Origin of the sequence: Peribacillus sp. NPDC101481 (assembly GCF_044767165.1) — a bacterium.
Taxonomy (GTDB): Bacteria; Bacillota; Bacilli; order Bacillales; family DSM-1321; genus Peribacillus.
The window spans coordinates 669,994-692,784 of the sequence record NZ_JBIWNJ010000002.1 but is presented as its reverse complement, the minus strand read 5'-3'; the positions used below and the strand labels follow the sequence as shown (position 1 = coordinate 692,784).

The 22,791-nt window shown below is 40.4% G+C and carries 19 protein-coding genes and 1 pseudogene; 7 read left to right on the top strand and 13 right to left on the bottom strand.

The window, feature by feature from the left end:
- Nucleotides 1–17: 17 nt before the first annotated feature.
- Both ACIROD_RS13365 and ACIROD_RS13360 read right to left on the bottom strand, forming a co-directional pair.
- Nucleotides 18–1,250 carry a multidrug effflux MFS transporter gene (locus ACIROD_RS13365; RefSeq protein WP_483878376.1) on the bottom strand — a complete coding sequence of 411 codons (1,233 nt, stop codon included), beginning with the start codon at nt 1,248–1,250 and terminating at the stop codon, nt 18–20.
- 701 nt (nt 1,251–1,951) lie between these two features.
- Nucleotides 1,952–2,929 carry a 2-hydroxyacid dehydrogenase gene (locus ACIROD_RS13360; protein WP_402941479.1) on the bottom strand — a complete coding sequence of 326 codons (978 nt, stop codon included), beginning with the start codon at nt 2,927–2,929 and terminating at the stop codon, nt 1,952–1,954.
- A 328-nt stretch (nt 2,930–3,257) separates the two neighbouring features.
- Between ACIROD_RS13360 and ACIROD_RS13355 the strand changes: the two genes are divergently transcribed.
- Together ACIROD_RS13355 and ACIROD_RS13350 are read left to right on the top strand one after the other, a co-directional pair.
- Nucleotides 3,258–4,223 carry an MBL fold metallo-hydrolase gene (locus ACIROD_RS13355; RefSeq protein ID WP_402941476.1) on the top strand — a complete coding sequence of 322 codons (966 nt, stop codon included), beginning with the start codon at nt 3,258–3,260 and terminating at the stop codon, nt 4,221–4,223.
- Between the two features lie 176 nt (nt 4,224–4,399).
- Entirely contained in the window at nt 4,400–5,596 is a 1,197-nt protein-coding gene (locus tag ACIROD_RS13350; protein ID WP_402941473.1) for a M14 family zinc carboxypeptidase, read from the top strand.
- A 157-nt stretch (nt 5,597–5,753) separates the two neighbouring features.
- On the opposite strand, the gene ACIROD_RS13345 is transcribed toward ACIROD_RS13350, so the two are convergent.
- Together ACIROD_RS13345 and ACIROD_RS13340 are read right to left on the bottom strand one after the other, a co-directional pair.
- Complete coding sequence (locus tag ACIROD_RS13345; RefSeq protein ID WP_402941470.1) at nt 5,754–6,707, bottom strand: TRM11 family SAM-dependent methyltransferase; 954 nt, start codon at nt 6,705–6,707, stop codon at nt 5,754–5,756.
- A 164-nt stretch (nt 6,708–6,871) separates the two neighbouring features.
- Nucleotides 6,872–7,963: a CotH kinase family protein gene (locus ACIROD_RS13340; RefSeq protein WP_402941466.1), complete on the bottom strand. Its 1,092-nt coding sequence runs from the start codon at nt 7,961–7,963 to the stop codon at nt 6,872–6,874.
- Between the two features lie 176 nt (nt 7,964–8,139).
- On the opposite strand from ACIROD_RS13340, the pseudogene ACIROD_RS13335 reads away from it, so the two are divergent.
- Nucleotides 8,140–8,193, top strand: a pseudogene (locus ACIROD_RS13335) (hypothetical protein); the annotation flags it as partial.
- A 22-nt stretch (nt 8,194–8,215) separates the two neighbouring features.
- The gene (locus ACIROD_RS13330; RefSeq protein ID WP_402943007.1) at nt 8,216–8,713 is read left to right on the top strand and encodes a hypothetical protein; all 498 of its coding nucleotides are present in this window, start codon (nt 8,216–8,218) and stop codon (nt 8,711–8,713) included.
- 206 nt (nt 8,714–8,919) lie between these two features.
- On the opposite strand, the gene ACIROD_RS13325 is transcribed toward ACIROD_RS13330, so the two are convergent.
- Genes ACIROD_RS13325 through ACIROD_RS13315 form a run of 3 tightly spaced genes read right to left on the bottom strand, consistent with a single transcriptional unit; the run spans nt 8,920 to nt 11,662 of the window.
- On the bottom strand, nt 8,920–9,231 hold the full coding sequence (locus tag ACIROD_RS13325; protein ID WP_402941463.1) for a DUF3870 domain-containing protein: 312 nt from the start codon (nt 9,229–9,231) through the stop codon (nt 8,920–8,922).
- Between the two features lie 23 nt (nt 9,232–9,254).
- On the bottom strand, nt 9,255–10,460 hold the full coding sequence (locus ACIROD_RS13320) for an acyl-CoA dehydrogenase family protein (protein ID WP_101224431.1): 1,206 nt from the start codon (nt 10,458–10,460) through the stop codon (nt 9,255–9,257).
- Between the two features lie 14 nt (nt 10,461–10,474).
- Nucleotides 10,475–11,662, bottom strand: coding sequence for a CaiB/BaiF CoA transferase family protein (locus ACIROD_RS13315; protein ID WP_101224073.1), 1,188 nt, complete (start codon nt 11,660–11,662; stop codon nt 10,475–10,477).
- A gap of 447 nt (nt 11,663–12,109) precedes the next feature.
- On the opposite strand from ACIROD_RS13315, the gene ACIROD_RS13310 reads away from it, so the two are divergent.
- Entirely contained in the window at nt 12,110–13,048 is a 939-nt protein-coding gene (locus ACIROD_RS13310; protein WP_402941460.1) for a DHH family phosphoesterase, read from the top strand.
- A gap of 135 nt (nt 13,049–13,183) precedes the next feature.
- Here ACIROD_RS13310 and ACIROD_RS13305 read toward each other — a convergent pair whose 3' ends face one another.
- The 4 genes from ACIROD_RS13305 to ACIROD_RS13290 form a co-directional block, all read right to left on the bottom strand.
- Nucleotides 13,184–14,200: an aliphatic sulfonate ABC transporter substrate-binding protein gene (locus ACIROD_RS13305; RefSeq protein WP_402941457.1), complete on the bottom strand. Its 1,017-nt coding sequence runs from the start codon at nt 14,198–14,200 to the stop codon at nt 13,184–13,186.
- Between the two features lie 41 nt (nt 14,201–14,241).
- Nucleotides 14,242–14,994 carry an ABC transporter permease gene (locus ACIROD_RS13300; RefSeq protein ID WP_101224076.1) on the bottom strand — a complete coding sequence of 251 codons (753 nt, stop codon included), beginning with the start codon at nt 14,992–14,994 and terminating at the stop codon, nt 14,242–14,244.
- Nucleotides 14,927–15,769, bottom strand: a complete 843-nt coding sequence (locus ACIROD_RS13295; protein ID WP_101224077.1) for an ABC transporter ATP-binding protein — start codon at nt 15,767–15,769, stop codon at nt 14,927–14,929. Before ACIROD_RS13295 ends, ACIROD_RS13300 begins: the two co-directional genes overlap by 68 nt.
- Before the next feature lie 270 nt (nt 15,770–16,039).
- Nucleotides 16,040–18,142: a YhgE/Pip domain-containing protein gene (locus ACIROD_RS13290; RefSeq protein ID WP_402941453.1), complete on the bottom strand. Its 2,103-nt coding sequence runs from the start codon at nt 18,140–18,142 to the stop codon at nt 16,040–16,042.
- A 310-nt stretch (nt 18,143–18,452) separates the two neighbouring features.
- Here ACIROD_RS13290 and ACIROD_RS13285 point away from each other — a divergent pair, with 310 nt between their 5' ends.
- The gene (locus ACIROD_RS13285) at nt 18,453–19,142 is read left to right on the top strand and encodes a DUF421 domain-containing protein (protein ID WP_402941450.1); all 690 of its coding nucleotides are present in this window, start codon (nt 18,453–18,455) and stop codon (nt 19,140–19,142) included.
- A gap of 177 nt (nt 19,143–19,319) precedes the next feature.
- Here ACIROD_RS13285 and ACIROD_RS13280 read toward each other — a convergent pair whose 3' ends face one another.
- Both ACIROD_RS13280 and truA read right to left on the bottom strand, forming a co-directional pair.
- Nucleotides 19,320–19,844 carry a type 1 glutamine amidotransferase domain-containing protein gene (locus ACIROD_RS13280; protein ID WP_230177678.1) on the bottom strand — a complete coding sequence of 175 codons (525 nt, stop codon included), beginning with the start codon at nt 19,842–19,844 and terminating at the stop codon, nt 19,320–19,322.
- 109 nt (nt 19,845–19,953) lie between these two features.
- Nucleotides 19,954–20,691 carry a tRNA pseudouridine(38-40) synthase TruA gene (gene truA, locus ACIROD_RS13275; RefSeq protein ID WP_402941446.1) on the bottom strand — a complete coding sequence of 246 codons (738 nt, stop codon included), beginning with the start codon at nt 20,689–20,691 and terminating at the stop codon, nt 19,954–19,956.
- A 936-nt stretch (nt 20,692–21,627) separates the two neighbouring features.
- Here truA and ACIROD_RS13270 point away from each other — a divergent pair.
- Nucleotides 21,628–22,764 carry a site-2 protease family protein gene (locus tag ACIROD_RS13270; RefSeq protein ID WP_402941443.1) on the top strand — a complete coding sequence of 379 codons (1,137 nt, stop codon included), beginning with the start codon at nt 21,628–21,630 and terminating at the stop codon, nt 22,762–22,764.
- Nucleotides 22,765–22,791 lie beyond the last annotated feature (27 nt).

Below are 22,791 nucleotides of genomic sequence, written 5' to 3'. Positions count from 1 at the left end.
TTCAGCTTTTTTCCTTTTTAAGCAACTCGCCTTAATCCGCGACGGGCAAGGAGTAAATAAGCGAACATGGCGATGACATGACAACTTACCATCACAATTCCCATCGGCAAGGGTGACTCACCTGAACCTAATCCCACCAAGGGAGCCATTAGTGATCCCAATATGAAGGGAAGCAGGCCTATTAAAGCCGAAGCACTGCCTGCTGTTTTTTTCTGATTTTGCATCGCTAAGGAAAAACTCGTTGTACCGACAATACCGACGCTGGAGACAGAGAGGAATAAAGCGACCAAGATTCCTGCCAACCCCATTTCAAGAAGAACTGAGGCAAGAAGTAATATCCCCCCAAACAAGGCTAGGCATAATCCCATTTGAAGCAGTTTTTCTTCTTTAATCTTCCCAGCAAGCTTCCCGGCAACTTGTGAAGCGATGATGATCCCAATTCCGTTTATTGCAAAAATCAGGCTGAAGGTCTGTGGGGAAACCCCATAAATGTTCTGGAGAACAAAAGGCGATCCGGAAATATAAGCGAACATTGCGGCACTTATGAATCCTTGTGCAAAAGCATAGCCCATAAACACACGATCCTTCAATAAGTTCCCAAAAGTCCTGACTGTATCGTTTACCCCACCGGCACTCCTGAGATTAGACGATAAAGTTTCCTTTATCCCAAAAAATGCAGCCGCAACCATAATGATACCTAATACTGAAATGACAATGAAAACTCCCCGCCAAGAAGTGAACTGCAAAAGTTGACCGCCAAAAACCGGAGCCAATATCGGTGCCGCCCCATTCACAAGCATTAACATGGAGAAGAACTTGGTCAAATCCGTTCCTGAAAAAAGGTCACGAACTATGGCCCTTGAAATGACAATGCCTCCCGCTCCTGCAATACCTTGGATAAAACGTAATAATAAAAGCAATTCAATGGTTGGAGCAAAAGCGCATAACAGAGATGAAATGCAATAAATGGATAAAGATATGACTAACGGTGTCCGCCTTCCTTTTGCATCACTTAGAGGCCCTAAATAAATTTGGCCCAAAGCCAATCCTAACAAGCAGGCAGTCAAGCTCAGCTGCGCTAAAGACGTACTGCTATTCAGATCCTCTGCCAGTGTAGGGAGACCTGGTAAATACATATCAAGTGACAGTGGTCCAATCGCTGCAAAAGACCCCAGCATAAGAGCCATCAACAGCCATTTGGATTTAGTCATTTCGTTGCCTGATGATATCGTTTCCTTCATTTCAATCATTATTACCCCTATCCCTTTCAACTAATTGTTTTTCCTAAATAAAACTCGACTTTCTTTATTTTACAAAAAATCGGCACAATTTACGATAAGAATGCTTCACTCGAATTCGTTTCTTCCATTCTGCATTCAATTAAGCATTAATGTGAGGATAAAGGAAAACTTTTAACGGACAAAACGATTCCCACCTTCGGATGCAACTCCATTTGAGCGTTATTTTCAGCTTCGGTTAAAAGAATCCAAGAAAAAATGACCCCATTTTGGAGTCATTTTTTATTGTAGACATACTCGAAGTAAAGCGAGTTTGCCTGCCATTTTTTATTAAAAAAACGTTGCAGTTGATTTCAGCCGGACCACTTTTCACCACCTATACCGGACGTATTTTGTTATCCTGAGCTTTTCCTCGGCCGTTCTCATATTTATCCGACCTACACCCCACTTTATTCGACCGTTCTCATATTTATCCGACCTACACCCCACTTTTCGGTCGATCACGATTTTTTTCGACCTTTACCTCACTCCGAAGCATTTATTTTAAGATTCACGGATTAAATCCGCTCCCCATTCCGCCGACCGTCTGCCAAGTTCATCAATCTAGTAGGTTTTATCCTATAAAACAGTCAAAACTCAAGGAGTCTATTCAAGTCTCGTTTTAAAATCATGAAAGGGATTCGGGATGTGACCATTCCAAATCCCTTTAAGAGTCATTTTGATTTATTCAACACTACTAAATTACGGGGAATATCACCAGATAAACCCTCCATCAAGTTTTGTACAGCTAAAGCAGCCATTTTCAATCTTGTGGCAATGCTGGCACTGCCGATATGCGGTAATGTAACCACATTGGGCAATGTTAGCAGCGGGTGGTCCACAGGGACGGGCTCTTCTTCGAATACATCCAATCCAGCCGCCCAAATCTCTCGACTCTCCAGCGCCTGGTACAATGCTTTTTCATCGATAATCCCGCCTCTTGCGGTATTTATGAGCACAGCCGTCCCTTTCATTAATTCAAGCTGCTCCTTGCCAATCATGTAAGTGGTTTCCGGCGTGAGCGGCAGCATGACACAAACGAAATCCGAGATTTGGAGCAATTTCTCAAGAGGCTGATATTCGATTCCTAATGTATTTTCCTGTTCATATTTACGGCTTCGATTAAAATAAACTAAGTTCATATCGAACCCTTTAGCTCTTTTGGCAAGGGCATCCCCAATCCTGCCTAACCCGATGATACCCAGCGTTGCACCGTGTACATCTTGTCCGGTCAACTGCATCGGCGACCAGGTTTCCCACTTTCCGCTCCTTAAATAATCTTCAGCCTCCATCATCCTTCTCGCCGTTGCAAGCAGTAAGCCGAAGGTTAAATCAGCTGTCGTTTCCGTTAAAACCCCCGGTGTGTTCGTTACCATGATGCCCCGTTTTGTTGCACTTTGAACATCAATATTATTATGGCCCACTGCCATATTCGCGATGATTTTCAGATTAGGTGCCTGTTCAATCAGTGACTCATCGATTTGTTCCGTCAATAAGCAAAGCAGTCCCTCTACTTCTTTCATTTCTTCTTCAAGGACTTCTCTAGGGACCGGTATATCCTCTTGATCCCACATCCTGACATCATAATTTTGACTAAGACCTTCGATGATTTGTCCTGGCAATTTCCTTGTAATATAAATTTTTTGCTTCAAACCCTAAACCTCCCATACCGTTTCGTTCCATGAAACGCATTTTTGCACCTTTTGTCGTCTTCAGTTTTTTTACACAAAAATAATTAAAAGAATATTGGCTAAATTACTGGCTTGTTTATTCAATTTTAAAATAAACTAGATAAATAGACCATTCATTTCCAATCAATCTTACTATTAAATTTCTCGATTGCCTGTAAGCTTCCGCTTGACAGTTTCAGTTCATTCAATTAATCATAGAATAATAACCCTTTAAATCTATTCGGTCATTAGTAATTTTCGCAATTTTCCAGATGAAGTTTATCTCGATTTAGGAGGATATGGGACGTTCATGAAAACGAATACAACATCTAAAATTTATCCAATTATAGCTCCAAGCGCTTTATCTTTAAAAAGTATAAACTTTTATTTAGTTAAACAGGATGAATCTTTAACATTAGTCGATGCAGGTATGAATGATGACGTCTGCTGGAATGCACTACAGCAAACATTAAACGAAAATGGATTTACCGTTGGAGATATAACGGAAATTTTATTAACCCATCACCATGGAGACCATGTTGGTTTGGTCAACCGGATTACCGAACTCCATCCGATTCCCGTTTATGCAAATTCTAAATCCATTCCCCGTTTAAAAAGGGACCCTTCCTTCTTAAGTATGAGAATTGAATTTTATAAGCAGCTTTACCATGAGATGGGCTGTGGTGAACTTGGAGATAAACAAGTGGCTTACCTATTCAACGCGGTCGATAATAATAAAGATCAAAAACTGAATGGTGACATCATCGCAATCACGGAAAAACAATTGCTGAATTTTGAAGTGATCGAATTTCCAGGGCATGCCCCGGATCAAATTGCATTCCTTGACAAAGAAGGAAAACGGCTTCTTGCCGGTGATTTATTGATTGAACATATATCAAGCAATGCCTTGATCGAACCTGATGAAAACGGTAATAGAATGCTGACCCTTGTAGATCATATCGATTCATTAAAACGATGTTTAGCCTTACAGGTGAATCTCCTCTTTCCTGGTCATGGTAACATCATTGAACAACCTGGTCATACGATTGAAAAAAGACTCAACAGCATAGAAAGAAAATCACAAAAGATCCTGGCCTTGATAGAATCCGGAATTTCTACAGGCAATGAACTGGCAAAGGAGTTTTACAAACAAAAGTATATAACAGAATTCCCGCTCGTCATGTCAGAAATCATCGGCCATTTGGATTATTTAGAATATCAGGGGAAGGTCACGAAACAACTCGTTGAAGATGTAGTTCATTATCAAGCTAAATGACATTATTGAAATCGTCCCCACTTAGTAGGGACTTTTTTGTGGAAAAATATACAAAATAATTGAATCTGAAATACATAGGCCTTTTTGGGTGTTTTAATTAATCTAACAGGAAATCGATTAGAATGTGAAGAATTTATTATCTGAATATTAAATATTTTCAGAATAGGGGATTTGATGTGAAAAGAAAATTTTTAAAGGTTTTAAGTTCAACAGTAGTAGCCGCAACTTTACTTGGCCCAAATTTCAGCTTAGCTGAAAGAGGACCAAATCCGACAGGTGGAACGAATCTTTCTACCGAAGCATTCCTTAATTATGACGAACTTGTAAAAGAATTAAATCAACTTGAGCAAGCGAGTGCAGGGAAAGTCAATGTCGAAGTGGCCGGAAAAACGAATCAGGGCCGTTCCATTCAAAAAGTGACTGTCGGTCATGGTGACAAAGTCGTTCTTATTCAAAGTGAAATTCATGGAAATGAAAAAACAGGAACTGTCGCGTTATTGAACATTCTTAAAAACCTTGGTCAAAGTAACTCACCTGAGGTAAAGAAAGTACTTGATGAACTAACAATTGTTGCCATTCCAATGATGAACGTAGACGGCTCAGAGCTTGATCGTCGTGGAAATGAGATGAAATGGTCTGAAGTTGTAGGTAAATTCCCCCAACTTTCTAATGCAAAACCTACTTGGAACTATTACACTACTCCCAGATCAGGAGACGACTATGCTAGCAAACCGGGATTTGATGTTAATCGTGACTTCAATCCAGACCTAAATTATGTACCAAAGCCTCAAGACTTCCCGGGGGCATCTGAAAAGCCAGGCTGGTTTATTACCCCCGAAGCGCAAACGCTACGTGACACATATAAAGGGTTAAAATCGAAATTCGGGAAAGTGGATGTTTTTATCGATCTTCATCACCAGGGATTCCCATATATCGAAGGAACTGATGAGCGTGCAACTATGTCAATATCAGGAAAATTCGTTCCTAACCCAAGCACTCCAGAAGGTGCTAAATATGAAGAGTATGCAGATAATTTCAAATATGATTTCTCTCGTCAGTTGACACTTACTGCGTATAATGCACTGCAAGCAAAAGGGAATTCAGTTTTTACAAATATTTCATTATATGATCAATCTATTGACCTGCCAGGAACTGCTTTAGGGACGTTTGCTTTAAACGGAAGTGGGACGGTTCTATTTGAAGTTCGTGGTCAAACACAAAACTTTGGGCAAAAAAAGAATGGCCAGCTCGTAAAAACGGTTGAAACGGGGCTAATGGGTATTATCAATGGTGTAACAGATGGATCAGTTCATAATCTTAATCCATCAGACTATGAAAAAATTCCTGAAAGTTCATCTACACCCGGAATCTAGTCAATTTTGAAACTTAATTGTAAAGGGGGGCTTGTCCGCCATCTGGCACCGGTTGAATATCGAAGCCAGATGGCAGCAAAGCCCTTTTTATTTGTCTAATTGACAGGGGTAAGTCCATATCCAATTAAAGATTTCAGCCTTTTCTTGCTGAAGATACTCACACGCACACGACAATCTCTCTGGAAAAAATGCCTTTCCTGGCAACACAGCGATCGGCGATCTCAAATCCTGCTTCTTCAATCATATGATCCATCGTGTCGATCGTTACGACGACAACCTTGTCAGCAAAGCCCCTGGCATGTTTAAGGATCGATAGCTGATCTTCCGGCGTCGCATGTGTATATAAATTGTAGGGCATATCGATAATCGCTACATCATATTTACTTGTGACCTCCGAAATCGGACCTGTAGTTACATCACCTTCGAGTCCGAAATAAGCAATGTTCTCCCTGGAACCGTCGGTAACAAGCGGATTGATATCCCGGCCGACAATATTGATTCCCATCGACAATGCTTCTACCAATACCGTTCCAATTCCGCAACATGGATCAATTGCCTTCACTCCATCCGGATGCGGAACGGCTATGTTGGCAATGGCCCTCGCCACTCTTGTGCTTAGCGCTGTTGAATATTCACGGGGCTTTTTCATATGTTTTAACCAAACCGCTTCAGGTTTGACATACTTCCCGAAATACCAACGTCCGCCAAGGGACACGATTCCAAAGACCTGATCAGGATTGCGTACATCGGCATTTCCCTGAATGTGCCAGCCAATCTCCCGTTCAATTTCACGCTGTCCATCATAATCTATTTTTGCTTCTTTATTCAAATCGTTAATTTTCACGAATAATACTTTGAACGTCGAATCAGGCAAATGGATATCCTTCACTTGCTCAACGATTTCGGATATGCTCTCCCCTTCAAACATCACTTCGACCCGCCCTTTTATGAAAGGGCTCCTGCTCGGTTCAATTGCTATATCACTTTTCAAAATATCCCCTGAAGTCTCAAAGCCAAAGAACGAGCGCATCTCCATTTTAGATAATGAGCGTTCGTCAGGGGTGCATGTAAACGTATATATATATGCCGGTTTGCGGCTATGATTAGTCAATCCATTCCCATCCTTCATTACTTTAGATTATCTCTTTCTATCAAACATAGCTGTAATAGTATAGAAAAGCAAATGGAATCGTGCAGTAAAAAGCAGGAATGCTTATCATTCAACATTCCTGCTGTTATATTTTTCATTGTTCCATCACTAGCGGATAGGAATTATTAATCCAATTTATACAGCCGGCTATTTATATACTTTGCACGCGCCTCAATGAATTTCAGGATGAATTCGGGCTCATTATCAAATTTCACAATATCCCCCTTGATATATGGATCTTTTGTAATATATGGTCTTATTTGATCATGCATTTCCTGAATGATAGGTTTCATATAGCCCACGTTAAATTGATTGTTCAAAATCTCCTTAAGAAGTTCTTGGTATCGGACACGAAAACCCCTTACATCAAGGATTCTAGCAGTCAATGTATTGAACCCCTCGATTCCCACATAATCCTCTTCCATCACTTTCCCGTTAACATCCCTGCCCCATGTCGCATCATAATCCCATGGAATCATTTCAAAGAGTCCAGTTTCTCCATTTCGATACAAGGCATAGTTATGAACGAACCCATCAAAATTTTGTGTGAATATGACACCGGCCAGCCAGCGCAGGTATTTTTCGATATCGACATATTTTACTATTTCCTTTTCAAAATCCATTCTTGAAATTGTATTGATTTGAAGAATTAGCTCTTGTAAATATAATTCATCCTTTTCTGTTCCGCATTTTTTTTGATAGCCCATCTCCAATGATTTTTTGATTCCTTTATCCAAATCGCTCATCAATGAGAAATTGGCATCACCATCCACTGCATAGAAAATGGACCCCTGTGGCAGACCCCTTTTCTTCAAATAATATTCATCCACCGATTCCAATTCCAGGTATATCCCTTCGTCTTTTCCGTTCAAGTTCAGAAAAACGAACTGGGAGTTCGGTGATAAGGTTCCTATATCCGCAAAAAAGTCTAAAGATAATTTATTTCTTAGTAAAGATTTATCTTTATATTCGGCATTTAAATGAACTTCCTTGGCACTCTTAAAAGTATTAGGTTTATAAAAGACTACATTATAGGATTTTTTGCGAAAACCACGGATATGAGAGCCACGGTAAACAATATCAATATCAAGTTTTTTTCTGTTAAGTGTTAACTTTGCCGGTAAAGGATCATTGCACCATATATCTCTGCGAAGTTCCATTAAATTAACTGGTGAAATAAAAAGCTGGTACACAGGCAGCTTCTGGTCAGAATTCATATAACCCTTCCCTTCACTTTCACTTTCACTTTCACTTTCACTTTCACTTTCATATTAAATTATGAAAAAAAGCGAGGGGTGTCACCAAAACAAATTTTTATTAAAAATTGTGCTATTATCTCTGGCATATTACGTACAAACGCATAGTTTACGAATAGAAAGGAGGATATATAAATATGTCTGACATCATTCGAAATATACAAAATGCGGTGGATAGAGCCAATTCCTTCGGGTTAGGCGATTTCATGTATAATGACCCATGTTCAAAAGGCCGTTCTTCACGTAAAAACAACAATAATAGGCGAACTTCCCGTAGAAGCACTAAACGTTGCACGAGCAGGAATCGGTCCACTTCCGGCACGCAAAGACGCTCTTGCTGGAAACGGAGATCTACATGCAGCACACAAAGGCGCACTAGCAGGAGGAGATCCACTTGCAGCACACAAAGGCGCACTAGCAGAAGGAGGTCCACTTGCCGTACGCAAAGGCGCACTAGCAGAAGGAGGTCCACTTGCCGTACGCAAAGGCGCACTAGCAGGAGGAGGTCCACTTGCCGTACGCAAAGGCGCACTAGCAGGAGGAGGTCCACTTGCCGTACGCAAAGGCGCACTAGCAGGAGGAGGTCCACTTGCAGCAGACAACGGCGCTCCAACAGAAACCGGTGTTCGTCCAACCACTGCAGTTGGCTTTGCGGCAATAACTTTCGCAATAAACGGAAAAGGTGCTTCTAGTTTCATGGTACCGTTTTAATTACAACTAATATTTTTTTACTGGATTATTAAGCTTTACTTTAAAGTCCAATTTCTATAAAAAAACACAAACTCGTCCTATAGGTAGGGGCGAGTTTTGTGTTTTTAAAATTATCACGATCGTTAAATCCAGTCAAATGTCCCTTTCCTTAAACAATAAAAAAGGATCCTACCCTTTTACATACGGTAGGATCCTTCAAGTTTCGCTTATTTAACGGAGACCAATTCGAACTGTGCATACACATCCTTCAGCCCTGCTTGAATGGCTTGACCAGCCTTCCCACGATAATGCATTTGCACACGATCAATCAATTCATCGATACCATCTTTCAGGCAATAACCGCGCAGCAGCTGACGAATGTATTCCCTTCCATGTTCTGTAGCAAGTGTACATGAAGCCTCGACTATTACTCCATATTTAAAGTCAAGCTCTACCGTGATGGTGATGGAATCATATATATTTCTCGCTGCCATCCCTTGTGGAAGCTTTGCATGCCCTGCAATAAAGTATGTGTTCATCATCTGATCTCCTCTATCTATAGTTAATGTACGGAAACCTGCTCGAAGGGCCATGCAGGCAATTGCTTACGAAGCTCTTTATCTTGTCTGTAGCCAAGTGCGTATTCACCCTGCATTACAGTATGAATCTCACGGGTTCCTTCATAAATGACCGGAGCTTTTGAATTCCGCAGAAAACGTTCCACTGGATATTCATCCGAGTAGCCATAGGCACCATGAATTTGAACAGCATCATTGGCAGCTTCGTTTGCAGCATTACATGATATCCACTTGGCAAGCGATGTTTCCTTCGTATTCCTTTTTCCTTGATTTTTTAAGGTACCCGCTTTAAAAACGAGCAATCTGGAAATCTCTAAATTTGCGGTCATCTTGGCAATCATCTGTTGAACGAGCTGATGCTTGCCAATCTCTTTTCCGAATGTGCTTCTTTCATGGCAATACTTCAAGCTTGCTTCCAGGCTTGCTTCTATTAACCCTACAGCACCTGCGGCCACTGTAAACCGGCCGCTGTCCAATGCCGACATGGAAATTTTAAAGCCCTCACCTTCTTCACCAAGCCTATTCTCCACTGGAACTTTTACATCCGTTAAAAAGATTTCGCCTGTATTCCCGGCACGAATTCCCAATTTCCCTTTAATGGCTTTCGACTCCACTCCCTCGAAAGTCCGTTCCACAATAAAAGCAGTGATGCCCCTTGAACCGGCATCATGATCCGTCTTGGCGAAGATAAGGAAATGATCTGCATAATCACAGAGCGAAATCCATGTTTTAGACCCGTTCAAGATATAGTGGTCCCCAACACGTTTTGCCGTTGATTTCATTGCAGCAACATCAGACCCTGCATTCGGTTCAGTCAGACCAAAAGCACCTATCTTGATCCCCTTTGCCTGCGGTACTAAATATTTCTGTTTTTGTTCTTCCGTCCCCCATTGCAGCAGGGTCATGCTATTCAACCCTGTATGTACCGAAACTGCAGTACGGTAAGCCGTATCGCCTCGCTCCAGCTCCTCACAAACGATGGCCAGGGTATTATAATCCATTCCGACCCCGCCATACTCTTCTGGTATACAAACGCCCATCAACTGCAATTCCGCTAATCTTTTTAAAATATGTGGCTGGAATTGACCTTGCCTATCCCACTCTTGAATGTAAGGGATAATTTCCTTATCGACAAATTTCCTTACCACTTTCTTCACGCTTTGCTGCTCTTCTGTTAATTCGAAATTCATCATTAAAATTCCTCCTAAATAATTTTATTTTCTTTGAATTTGCTTATTTGGTCTGTACTATATCCAATATCAGCCAAAATGGAATCGGTGTGCTCACCATAGAGCGGCGGATGCTTTCTCATCGTAACCGGCGTTTTTGAAAGGTTCAGGGGCGATCCCGTCACTCTAAGCTCTTCGATTGTGGGATGCTCCATGCTCACCAACATGCCTCTTGCGATGATTTGCGGATCCTCGAACATCTCTGCTATATCATTGATTGGACCATTGGGTATCCCTGCATCATCAAACAGCCTTTTCCATTCCTTCTTTGTCTTTCCTTTCAACAAATCCTCTATTATCGGTATTAAGACTTCCTTGTTTTGCAAACGTTTTTCATTATGCTTAAACTGTTCCTGCTGGGCTAAATCAGGTCTGCCTATAACGGTTGAAAACCTTCTGAACTGATCATCATTTCCTACTGCAACGACAAGCTCTCCATCGCTTGTCCGGAATGTCTGGTATGGAACGATATTGGGATGCTGGTTTCCCATTCTTTCAGGGGTCAAGCCACTGAATAAATAGTTGCTGGCGACATTCACCAATGAAGAAACCTGACAATCCATTAACGAAATATCAATTTCCTGACCTTCCCCCGCTTTATCCCTATGATGTAAAGCGGATAAAATGCCAATGCATGTATACAAGCCAGTCAATATGTCAGCTATGGCCACCCCGACCTTCACAGGACTCCCATCTTTTGCTCCTGTGATGCTCATCAAACCACTCATCGCTTGAATGATATAGTCATAGCCAGGCAAATCCTTATAAGGGCCTGTTAAACCAAATCCAGTAATCGAGGCCAAGATCAATTTGGGGTTCATTTCCTTTAAATCCTCATAACCTAACCCCATTTTTTCCAATGTGCCCGTCTTGAAATTTTGGATCACTATATCCCCTGAAGCCACTAACTTCCGGAAAATCTCTTTCCCTTGTTCCGACTTTAAATTCAAGGTCATGCTTTGCTTATTTCGATTGGCACATAAATAGTAAGCGCTTTCTCCTTGGGCGAATGGCGGACCCCAGCCTCTCGTTTCATCACCTGATTCATGATGCTCGATTTTAACAACATCGGCACCCAAATCACCGAGAATCATTGAACAAAACGGCCCCGCCAAAACACGGGATACATCGATAATCCTGACTCCCTCCAAAGCTCCATTCATATCATCACCCCTTTCAAACTGTCGGGATACACAAAAAAGAGCCAGTAAAACCAACAATGTCATTACATTGAATGTTTCACTGACCCTTATCCACGAACTGTCTTCCTGCAAAGGAAGATCAAGTGAACCAAGTCAATTTTTATAGATTCCAGTTTTATAACAAGCCGGCCATGCAACAAGGTAACTTGTTGTCATCGGTTTGGTAAATTAAGTATAGTGCTATTTTTTGAATTTTGCAATAATTTTGTACCGGTGTTTTTATTACTTCCTCTGAAATACTCTGTAGCATACCTCCCGTTAATATAATAATACTTCCAGTAGTAATCGGAATTGCCTTTATTCGTGAGGCATGTGATGATTGAATATGCATAGCTGTCAATATTTGAATTATACATAAATATCAATTATCGCTCGCTAGACTAGGAAAAATGAAAGGGAGATGGCGATATGGACAATAAAAAAATGGAAATAATCGAAGCGATCAAGAAATACCACACGATCATCATTCATCGTCATGTTAATCCGGATCCGGATGCATTGGGATCACAAATCGGTTTAAAGAGGCTATTGAAGCATTCCCACCCTTCTAAAGAAGTCTTTGCGGTAGGCGAAGAAGTGGATAAGCTTCTATTCATTGGCGATATGGATGTCATTTCCGATAACAAATACAAAGGTGCCTTAGTGATTGTTTGTGATACGGCCAACATTTCACGGATCAGTGATTCCCGCTATGATCTAGGGGACATGCTTATCAAAATTGACCACCACCCTGAATATGAACAATTCGGTGACCTTTCTTGGGTTGACCCTTCCTATAGCTCCGCAAGTGAAATGCTTGTTGATTTATTCTTGGAATTTCCAGTGGGCTTCGTCATGAATAAAGAAGCGGCTAAATCATTTTATGCAGGAATACTTAGTGATACAGGGAATTTCATGAATGGGAATACCACTCCGCGGACATTAAAGATGGTTTCACATTTAAGAACTTATAATATTCAGCCAGAAAGAATTCATAACAGTCTTAATGTAAAGGGAAAAAACGCTTCAAGACTTCAAAAAGACATCCTCATGAGCTTCAAGGTAACCGATAAAGGAGTAGCTTACTTCATTATTACCGAGGAACTTTTAAATATGTATGGCGTGGATCGGCTCGAAGCTTCGAATTTAGTCAATACACTATCAAGTGTCAGGGGCAATAGAATCTGGGCTTTCTTCATCGAACATCCTTCTGAAATCCGTGTCAGGATACGTTCACGGAATATTCCCATCGCTTCAGTCGCACGTCAATTCAATGGAGGAGGACATTCACTGGCTTCAGGAGCTACCATCCATTCCTGGGAAGAGGTTGATCATGTTATCCAAGCATTGGATCAAGTCTGTCCATAACAGGGAGTTCATGACCTGCGATGTTTATATTCAGGAATATTTACCCAGTTCAATTAAAACGGATTAATTCATCCTTCGCCTGATTACAAAAAAAGCGCCAAAGCCAGGATGGCTGAGGCGCTTGCTTGTTTCAATTTATTTGGACACTTCTTGAAGAATTGATAAATCGATCATGCCTTTTATATCATTGCTAGGGATATAACCAGCTTCTTTGCTTATGTCGGCCATTTCCTGAATGACTTGCTCATTAACTTCGGTTGTCACTTCAAGGCGTGAAAATGCTGAAGCGACTTCTTCTTTACTTAATTCTTTTCCAGTCAGTTCCTTCAAATGCTTAATAACCAGTTCTTGGCTTTCTTCAGGGTTGTCTTGTATAAACTTCACCGCTTTTTCATGCGCTTTCAAATAGGAAGCAGCGAGCCCCTTTCTATCCAAGAACTTCTGGCTTGCAGCCACTACCGTGTTAGGTGAATCTTTCCCCCATGCAAATTGATCCCAGTCAAGCAGTAACTTTCCTTTTGCCTGGTTTTCCAATACATAACCCCATGGTTCCTGGGTTGCTGCTGCATCGACTGATTTTTGGACAAAAAGGGCGGTTGTGTCTGCAGGTGCTGCCGCATACAGCTCAACTGTACCCCCATTTGTAGTCGGTTTTAAGTCAACATCTTGAAGGGCCTTCCTAAGCATGACATCCTGTGTGCTTCCAATGACGGGAATCGCTACCTTTTTACCGCCCAAATCTTTTAAATCCGTAACCTTGCTGCCCTCGCTAGCAACAAGTACGGCACCTCCATTAACAGCCCCGGAGATCAAGTGGTATTCAGGGTTTTTTACGTAAAAGTTAAGCAATGGACCAGGACCGACCGTTCCGACATCAATGGCGTTTGTAGCCATTGCTTCCATGAATAATCCGCCATTGGCCACTGTTTTGGTTTCAATCTTAACATCTTTACCAAACTCTTCTTCGAAAAAGCCTTTTTCAAGTGCAATGATCGTTGCACTGTGGGTTAAGTTAGGAAAATACCCAATTTTCACGGATTTCCCCCCGGAGCCTTCTCCTTCTTCATCATTACTGCTGGATTGAGTGCATCCGCTTACTATTCCGATTAACAATACAGACAGTATAAGGGCAAAAAATGATTTTTTCAGCATATCTTTCTCTCCTTTTTAACTATTATTTTATTAAACTACCGTTACTTCACTCCCCATTTCAGTTGAACATTACGTTCAAGACGGGAGAAGACGACATTATCCACGATTGTTCCGATGATAGCGATGATGATCATCACGGAGATGACCAAATCCATTTGTCCCAGTGATCTGCCCATTTCCAGCAATTGTCCAAGACCGCCTCCCCCGCCAAGTAATTCACCGGCCATCAATGCACGCCAGGAAAAGGCCCATGCGATTCGGAGACCGGATATTATTTGCGGGACGGATGCTGGTAAAATCACGGTGCGAAGAAAATGAAACCCAGTCGATCCATATGTTTTTGCAACCCGCTGATACAACTGTGGTACATTCCGGAAGCCACTCGTTGCATTAACCGTCATCGTCCAAGTTGCGCCGATGGTGACGATGAAGAGGATCGAAAAATCATTCAATCCAAACCAAATGATCGCTAAAGGGAACCACACGATACTCGGGATGGACTGTAAAGCCGTCACGACGAATCCTAAAGTGTCTTCGACCAATTTAAAGCGCCAAATGAAATATCCTAATATCAGACCTACTATAATGGCAATCATAAAGCCGATCAGGATACGGCCAAGGCTTTTTCCGATGGCTTCGGTTATTTGTCCGCTCATCAGTCCATTAAACAGAGTTTCCAAAACCTGAGTCAGGCTTGGGAACATGAAATCCGGAAGACTGGAAAGTCTAGATGTGACTTCCCATATCCCCGCTATCATCGCGATGAATATGATTCGTCTTAAAGCTGTAATCATTCCCCATTTCCTCCTTCAGCACTTTTTCAATTTCCTCCTGCAAAATCGATAGAACCCTTTGTTCTGTATGCAAAGTTACACTATCCGGCATAACTCCATCTTTCATGGAAGGGACGGAAATCGTCTCTTTGATTTTCCCTGGACGGGTTGCAAAGACGATGATTTTTTCGGAAAGCTGAACAGCCTCACGAATATTATGGGTAACGAAAAAGATCGTCACTTTAGTTTTTCTCCAGATTTCGAGCAGCTCTTTATGCAAGACCATCCTCGTTTGCTCATCAAGCGCAGAGAATGGCTCATCCATCAACAGGATATCCGGTTCCATCACCAATGCTCTTGCGATGGCTACCCTCTGTTTCATGCCCCCTGAGAGTTGATGTGGATAGGAGTCAACATATCGGCTGAGGTGAACCATCTTTAAAATGTCCAATGCCTTGGCTTTAGCTTCTTCATTGGGAATTTTCTTTAACTTCAATCCGTATGTAACATTTTCAAGTACCGTCAACCAAGGAAATAATCCCGCCTCTTGAAACACTACAACCCGTTCCGGACCTGGCTTCACCACTTTTTTCCCAGCTACACGTATTTCACCTGTATCTGCCTTATCAAGTCCGGCAATCAGATAAAGGAGCGTGGATTTCCCACATCCTGAAGGGCCGACGATCGAAACGAAGCTTCCTTTCTCGACTTCTATGTTTATCTTATCGAGCACCTTTATGCTTTCTTTCTTTTCATTTTTAAAACTTTTTTCAATGCCATCTATTGTTAAATACATAAAGTCACCCCACTTTTATATCGCAACGATTTACTAAACATTATTTCTTAATAATGATTAATCCAATGGTTTTTGTCAACTATAAAAATGCAAAAATTCTAATTTATCGGTATCTTTCTATTCAATTGTCGATGTATTGATAAATATTCCAGACTTACACAAAAATACAAATGAACAAATCCCAATCAGCAAATATAAAAACCTGAGCCCTTTGTAAGGGTTCAGGCTAATTTTAATATCCATTTTTTCACCTAAACTCTTTCGATGACCTTAAAAAATCCTGCTTCCATACAATTTATCCTTCATCTTTTGTGTCCTTGCATGCAGAGGCTTTTTCAAAATGACACCTAAGATGAGTGTGAACATTAAAAAGAGAATCAGGATAAAAATGTCCTTGCCAGCTACGCTCCAAGTTATTCCCCCAACAGATTCACGAAGTAAACCCACAGCATAGGTGAACGGCAAGTACGGGTTAATATGCTGAAAAAAGGGCGGTGTGACCTGAATCGGGAAGGTACCTCCTGAACTTGATATTTGAAGGACCATCAATACGACGCTTATCCCTTTTCCAACATTTCCAAGAACGGAAACGAAGGTGTAGACAATGAGTGTAAATACTGTACTTATCAGAACAGAAAACAGGATGTACTCAAATTTATCCGCTACATATACATCTATCAGGATGATATTCCCAATGGAAACACTAAGAGCCTGCATTACCCCAATGATGAAAAATATAAGATACCGCCCGATATAAATTTGATACGGGCTGTAGACCTTTTGAGAAACACCCACGCTAAGCATGGAAATCAATATTGTACCGCCGACCCAAAGGGAAAGTGCCGTAAAGAAAGGAGACATGGCGGATCCATAGTTCGGAATCGGAAAGAGACTGTGTTTATTGAGCAGTACTGGTTCTGAAAAAAATTCACTTTCTTGTTCAATATCATTCCTTAGGAAATCGATCACTTCTTCCATATTATAAGACTTATCGAATTCCCTCATTTTAGAAGCTAGAGCCTTTATTTTCGTTTCGATTTCCGGAAACTTATTCTGTAACTTATCGATATCCCCTGTACGTGTTTCCAATGTTCGATTGGTCTCATTCAATAGCGTCCTAACCTCAGGAAGAACCTTCGCTCCCTCCTCCATCGTAATCTGGACACTATTCAATATTGCTTCTGTTTCAGTCCAGATTTCAGTGAATTTTGGTCCTGTTTCCTTTGAATAGCTCTCCTGGAATCTTGCCAAGACTTGATCATTGTTCCCGCCAAGTTCTATAAGTTTGCCGAAGGATCGGTTATTCAGCGCTTGAAGTTGGTTCGAAGCATTATCCCTTAGTTCATCAACCAGCTGTATTTCTGGCTGAAGCAAGTTTTGCTCATTAAATTGATTGACCCTCACCAATAAATTATACATACTGTCCAAAAGATACAACTCTTTATTTATCCTCGTTACCCCTTGTTCCACTAGCTGATCATACTCATTGCCAGGCAAATCCTGACCCGTTAACCGATTCGCCAGCACTATAACGGATTCATTATCGCTCCTGATGTTCGCAATATCATTTTTCAAAAGGGGACTGATTCCTTCGAATGCCTGCCTTGTTGAATCTACATAACTAGAAACGTCCGATACCAATTTGTCCTTCTGCGATGTTACTCCTTCTATCGAATCCAGGCCATCATTAACCTTCTTAATGATATCTTCAGCCTTTTTGACATGTGTTTGAACGGTTTTGATATTTTGCTCGAGCTCAGGCAGTTCACCCTCTAATAAATACACCATATTCTTCATTTTTTGAATCGTCGGCAACTCGTTTTGCAAGGTGATTCCGAGTTCATTAAAGATTGCAAGGATACTCCCACTGGCTGATTTGATAAAGGTTTTGCTCACATTGTCCACAATGCTGTTGGCACCCGCTGCCGTTATTTTAGGAGCAATGGAATTGATCTTTTCATTAACATAGTAATCAATTTCCGCCTTCTTAGGGTCATCGGTCATGATCGTCGCAATATGTTCGGAAAAGTTCTCCGGAATGATGATGGAAGCATAGTAATCCCCCTTTTCCACCTTTTCTATCGCTTCTTTTTCCGATGTGAATCTCCAGCCTAGATCCTTATTCTCCTTTAACCCTTCCATTACTTCCTTGCCTATGTTCACGGCTTCACCATTTAACTCCGCACCTTTATCATTATTGGCAACACCGACAAGGATTCCTTCCGTATTTGCATACGGGTCCCAAGATGCGACAATATTGAACCACGCATAAATGGAAGGGATGAACATGAGAAAAACAACTACGATACATACAAAGAAATTTTTATAAATGCTTTTTAAATCGTCTTTGAAAATTTCCTGAATATTTCTCAAAACATACCCCCGTGCAAAAGTATTTTGATACTATTATTCGAAGAAATTTCTTTAACGATACAAGTAAACATATCCATCGATTTTTTCAGACCAAATAAAAAGAAGCAAGTAACGAACTGCTTGCTTCCTGAGATTTCACGAATCTTGAATACCTGGTTTAAAAATAAAGCTATCAATTTATGTAAGATGGGCTCCCAATTCAAGGACGGTTTCTTGTCTTTTTCCTTTTTGAGTTACAGAATAAACGGCAAGGTGTAAGAACATACTATCACAAACGAATTGTCGGGAGTTTTGCAAGGGAGAAATTGTCATGTCAGAATCTGTTGAAATCATCTTTCGAACCTTGACGTCTTTTATTTTATTATGGGTATTTGTCCATCTCCTTGGTAAACAGACGATTGCCCAGAGGACCTATCACCTTTATATCGCTTCAATTACGATGGGGACAATTGCAGGGAATCTAGCATTCAATATAAAAATCAAATTCCTGTATTTTATCATTGCAATTATTGTTATGGGTACCATCGTATATATGCTGAATCTTCTATCGATTCGAAATCCACGCTTCGGGAAATGGATCGCTGGAGAACCTGCTCCCTTAATTCAAAAAGGACAAATTCTCGAAGAGTCAATGGAACGAATGGGATATTCACTGGATTCTCTTAAACAGGGTTTGCGAGGAAAAGATATCTTCAACATTGAAGAAGTGGAATGTGCCATTTTAGAGACAAACGGCTCCCTCTCAGTATTAAAGAAAGAACAATACCAAAATGCCGCCAAGCAGGATTTACCTTTACTGCCCTCAGCAACAGTACCGATAGAACTGGTCCATGATGGAAAGATTCTTTATGAAAACTTATCAAAACACCCCTACGATTACGAATCGTTAATGGCAGAACTCAAAAAAAGAAACCTTGCTGTTTTTGATATCTCGTATGCTGTCGTAGGAACAAAAGGAAATTTGTATATTGACTTGATTAAGGATCAATCAACGGAATAATCTTTTGGTTTTCAGTAAGCATCAAATATCTTAACAATATCGCCCATATCATGATTGACCGTGTTTCATAAAATTAAACTGGATTAAATGAGTGAAGGTACTCCTTTTCATTTTAATATTTCATAAATAAAAAGTGGTTTTTCCAAAAGGAAAAACCACTTTTTCAGCCTATTATATTTAACTCTTTTCGATCACGTTTATCAATTCCCTTAAATAATCCGGTAGATCAGGCGGACGCCTGCTTGATACAAGGTTTCCATCTACTACGACGGGCTTATCTATCCAAGTTGCCCCGGCATTTTCCATATCATCTTTAATGCCCGGTGTACTCGTTACATTCTTCCCCTGTAAAATTTTAGCGGAGATCAATACCCAACCAGCATGACAAATTTGGCCAATTGGTTTTTTACTTTCTTCCATGCTTTGGATAAGTGATATCACTTCAGGAAAACGGCGAATTTTGTCAGGTGCCCAACCGCCCGGTACAAGAATGGCATCATATTCTTCAGCTTTAATACTGCCATACCCATAATCGGATATGGCTGGTACACCATATTTTCCAATGTATGTTTCATTCGCATTTTCTCCGGCGAGGTGAACAATCGCTCCTTCTTCTTTTAATCGTAAAATCGGATACCAGAGCTCTAAATCCTCAAAATCATGGTGCACAAGACTGATTATTTTCTTTCCTGCTAATCTCATGAAACCCTCTCCTTCTTTCGTTCTATTGCTTTACCATTCTTCCCTATTACTTCCCTTTTTCTACTGCCTGTACACTTTACATGCAATAACCGATGCATCAATATTTGACCTAAAAATCAACCTTAACCAAGCACAACCCAGCTGCCTCCGCCATACGGCCCGTTTGGATTCTTTCTTTTGACTCTAAAATACTCGGTATATTTTCAGCATCTATTTCATTTAACCCTACTTCTATCAACGTCCCGACAATCTTCCTAACCATATTATAAAGAAATCCATCGCCTCGCACAGTAATTTGGATGAAGCCGGCATTTTCTTCTATATCAATGGAATATATCTCACGCACCATGGATTTTTTCTTGGACTTTGCATTTGAAAAAGCAGTGAAATCATGTTCACCTATAAAAAATTGACATGCTTTTTTCATTCTAGTGATATCCAGCTTTTCCTCTACATGCATACTGTACTTTCTCATGAAAGGATTTGTGTATGGCTCGTTCCAGATCTTATACAAATAGGTTTTATCCTTAGCATTATAACGGGCATGAAAACGATCAGGAACTAGCGTAACATCGACAATGCTGATATCTCGGGGTAAATATCTATTTAAATAATTCATGATTTCAGCTTCAGTCAGATTTTCACCGAGCTTAAAATTGGCGATTTGAGCAAGGGCATGTACACCTGCATCCGTTCTGCTGCATCCGATGATTTCAATTTTTTCCCCTGCCATTTCCGTTAATACATTTTCTATTTTCCCTTGAATCGTATCATCACTATTACCCAGTCGTTGCCAGCCCTTATAGCGCCCGCCATCATATTGAATGGTCAATTTATAATTGTTCATTGCGTCCTCCTTATTTTATTCCTGTAAAGTCATCTAAACAGAAAATTCTCGATAAAATACAAGCCCCCATACAACTCCTGCTGTATGAGGGAACAGATGGTCCTTTCTTAGAAACATTTAAATTGTTAAGTTGTTAATGGTTTTGTAACTGCTGCACTAGTCTACAGAGTAAAAGGAGTTCCATTTTAAGGGTTCGTTTAAGATACACCCCCATGGACCATGATTTATGTAAAGATCCTGCAGCTCATCCATGCGATTCCATAGTAAATCCTAGCAATCAAACTAAAAAAGCACTTCTGCATAGTGTACCAAAGTGGCTAACGTCATGCAACGAACGAGCCGGCGTCACAAATCCAGTTTCCGTGCAATGCAGAATCACACAGGAATAATAAATGGAAATCAAAAAAATAAAAAGGCCCAAACCCCTGTGATATCAAGGATTTGAGCCTTTGGCAGTTGATGATCTGTGTGGGATTCGACCCACGACCCCTTCCCTGTCAAAACTATCTCATTGTTTTTCTCTAGTTCTTTATTATTCCCAGAAATACTGACACGTAAGGGGTTATCGCTCTTTTTCACAATAAAATTACCCTCTGATACTTTCCGATTATTTGGAATTCGCCCCCAATCAGACCGTATATTACTAATAAAATAGTGATTGTACCGCTTTAAACTATCGATTTTAATTAAGCATTTGAATTGATGGCTTTGGCGTGAAGAGAGGCGGAAAAGAAATTCCTAAATATAAAGGACTTAATCTTAATTATAAAAAAATGTAATACTTGAAAGTTAATACTCTAGGAAAAATATTCCTAAAAGGATAAGAAAAATACGATATAATAAGGATATTAGCAAAATGATAAATCAAGAAGACGCTCAGGTTGACATAGTGTCACTGGGGTCATCTATTTTCCCATTTACTCTAGGAGGTACATTTTGAAAGAATCTAAATTGAATAAAGGATGGTTAAGTTTGGGGGCAATCGGGTTATTTTTTCTGGGAAAAATAAAATGGTTGTTTGCGCTATTGAAAATAGCAAAAGTAGGTTCCCTGATTTCTATTTTCGTTTCATTAGGAGCGTATGCCTTGGTTTACGGTTGGAAATTTGCCGTGGCCCTAGTCTATCTAATTTACATCCATGAAATGGGGCATTTACTTGCTGCTAAGAGAAAAGGCATCAAAACATCCAATGCCATTTTCATCCCTTTTGTAGGAGCATTAATTGCCCTTAAAGAAGAGCCCAAGAATGCTAACCAAGAAGCTTATCTTGCCTTCGGAGGTCCTTTATTAGGTACATTAGCATTTCTACCAGCCATCCCCCTATTTATGATGACGGAAAATCCATTTTGGCTTTTAGTTATTACACTTGGAGCCATGATTAACCTATTAAATCTAATGCCTGTGCATCCTCTTGATGGAGGACGTATAGTGGGAGTCATCTCAACAAAGCTTTGGGTATTAGGGATTATCGGAATGGTTGTATATTTGTTTCTCCATCCAAATCCATTTTTAATTCTTTTCTTATTATTGGGTATTTCTAAGTGGTGGAAAGAATTTCGTAGCGAGACAACCAGAAATCAAAGAGACATCATCATCGAACTGAATCAATTTGGGTTAGGGCAACTCGAACAATATGCAGGTGCAACAGATGAAGAAAAAATTCGCCTGGTTAATATTTGGAATATGGAATTAAGCCAACTATATGAAAAGTTTAACAACATGAAGAGTTGGCATATCCCGCTATTTGATGATAATAAGCTAAAAGAAAAACAGCTGACCGAGGTAAAATTAAATATTTATAGATCCTTAATGGATGCTACTAATTCGAATGAATACCAGAACGGACCGACCGATTTTGAAAATATAGGCACGTATGAACGAATAGTAGCAACGTTCTTTAAAGAAGTGCAAAAACAAACTGAAATTAGGGATAAAGAGAAATCCTATTACTCATCGAGTCTCAAAACAAAAGTCATCTGGTTCTCATTATACATTGGGCTTGCCATTTTCTTAATGATAACAAGCTTATATGCAGGTGATTTAATGGAACAATATAAAACTTCATTACCGTAATACATTATGAAAAAGGGACCTCAATTT

Excerpts from the sequence above, each read along its gene's own strand:
- ACIROD_RS13365 (WP_483878376.1), bottom strand. The coding sequence starts at position 1,250 with ATGATTGAAATGAAGGAAACGATATCATCAGGCAACGAAATGACTAAA.
- ACIROD_RS13355 (WP_402941476.1), top strand. The coding sequence starts at position 3,258 with ATGAAAACGAATACAACATCTAAAATTTATCCAATTATAGCTCCAAGC.
- ACIROD_RS13340 (WP_402941466.1), bottom strand. The coding sequence starts at position 7,963 with ATGAATTCTGACCAGAAGCTGCCTGTGTACCAGCTTTTTATTTCACCA.
- ACIROD_RS13330 (WP_402943007.1), top strand. The coding sequence starts at position 8,216 with ATGACCCATGTTCAAAAGGCCGTTCTTCACGTAAAAACAACAATAATA.
- ACIROD_RS13325 (WP_402941463.1), bottom strand. The coding sequence starts at position 9,231 with ATGAACACATACTTTATTGCAGGGCATGCAAAGCTTCCACAAGGGATG.
- ACIROD_RS13320 (WP_101224431.1), bottom strand. The coding sequence starts at position 10,460 with ATGAATTTCGAATTAACAGAAGAGCAGCAAAGCGTGAAGAAAGTGGTA.
- ACIROD_RS13315 (WP_101224073.1), bottom strand. The coding sequence starts at position 11,662 with ATGAATGGAGCTTTGGAGGGAGTCAGGATTATCGATGTATCCCGTGTT.
- ACIROD_RS13310 (WP_402941460.1), top strand. The coding sequence starts at position 12,110 with ATGGACAATAAAAAAATGGAAATAATCGAAGCGATCAAGAAATACCAC.
- ACIROD_RS13305 (WP_402941457.1), bottom strand. The coding sequence starts at position 14,200 with ATGCTGAAAAAATCATTTTTTGCCCTTATACTGTCTGTATTGTTAATC.
- ACIROD_RS13300 (WP_101224076.1), bottom strand. The coding sequence starts at position 14,994 with ATGATTACAGCTTTAAGACGAATCATATTCATCGCGATGATAGCGGGG.
- ACIROD_RS13295 (WP_101224077.1), bottom strand. The coding sequence starts at position 15,769 with ATGTATTTAACAATAGATGGCATTGAAAAAAGTTTTAAAAATGAAAAG.
- ACIROD_RS13285 (WP_402941450.1), top strand. The coding sequence starts at position 18,453 with ATGTCAGAATCTGTTGAAATCATCTTTCGAACCTTGACGTCTTTTATT.
- ACIROD_RS13280 (WP_230177678.1), bottom strand. The coding sequence starts at position 19,844 with ATGAGATTAGCAGGAAAGAAAATAATCAGTCTTGTGCACCATGATTTT.
- truA (WP_402941446.1), bottom strand. The coding sequence starts at position 20,691 with ATGAACAATTATAAATTGACCATTCAATATGATGGCGGGCGCTATAAG.